Consider the following 793-nt stretch of genomic DNA (forward strand, 5'->3'; position numbering starts at 1 on the left):
GGTTGAAACCGGACACGGAGGGCGATGTGATCGGACGCGAACAGTGGAAGGCGATTCATGAGCGGCACGCGGCCGGCGCGAACATCTCGGCGCTGTCACGCGAGTTCGACCTGGATCGAAAGACGGTACGCGCGTGCCTGCGCCAATCGGCGTGGGCACCCTACCGACGGGAGAAGGGCGTGCTCACCGTGCTCGATGCCCATCGCACTTGGCTGGTTGAGCGTGCCCCGCAGGTCAATTACTCGGCGCGCATTCTCTACCAGGAGTTGCGCGCACAGCGCGGCTTTACCGGCAGCTACGAGACCGTCAAGCTTGCGGTACGCCCGTTGCGGGCCGAAGCCTGGCAGGCCGGGCTCACGCAGCGCCGCTTCGAAACCGCGCCGGGCGAGCAGGCACAGGTCGACTGGGGCCAGGTCAGCGTGCGCATCGGTGAGCAGCGCACCAAGGTGCACATCTTCGTCATGACTCTGGGCTACAGCCGGCGCGGCTACGCCGAGGGTTTCATGCACGAGCGCATGGCCGAGTTGCTCGCCGCCCATGAACGGGCCTTCGCCCATTTCGGCGGCCGGTGTGAATGCCTGCTCTACGACCGCATGCGCACCGTCGTGCTCGGCACGCTCACCGGTGCCGACGGCCAACGGCGCCCACGGTTGAACACGACCTTCGCCGCCTTCGCCGATCACTGGGGCTTCACCCCGCGGCTGTGTCAGCCGTATCGGGCGCAGACCAAGGGCAAGGTCGAGTCCGGCGTGAAATACGTCAAGCGCAACTTCGTGCCGGGGCGCAGCTTCGT

Annotated in this window: 1 protein-coding gene; it reads left to right on the forward strand. The window is 66.8% G+C overall.

The features are described from left to right. Window positions 1–26: 26 nt before the first annotated feature. On the forward strand, window positions 27–793 hold a 767-nt coding region (istA, locus tag GPA21_RS20760; protein WP_339379843.1), incomplete at its 3' end, for an IS21 family transposase.

Origin of the sequence: Azoarcus taiwanensis (assembly GCF_012910885.1) — a bacterium.
GTDB classification, from domain to species: Bacteria; Pseudomonadota; Gammaproteobacteria; order Burkholderiales; family Rhodocyclaceae; genus Azoarcus_F; species Azoarcus_F taiwanensis.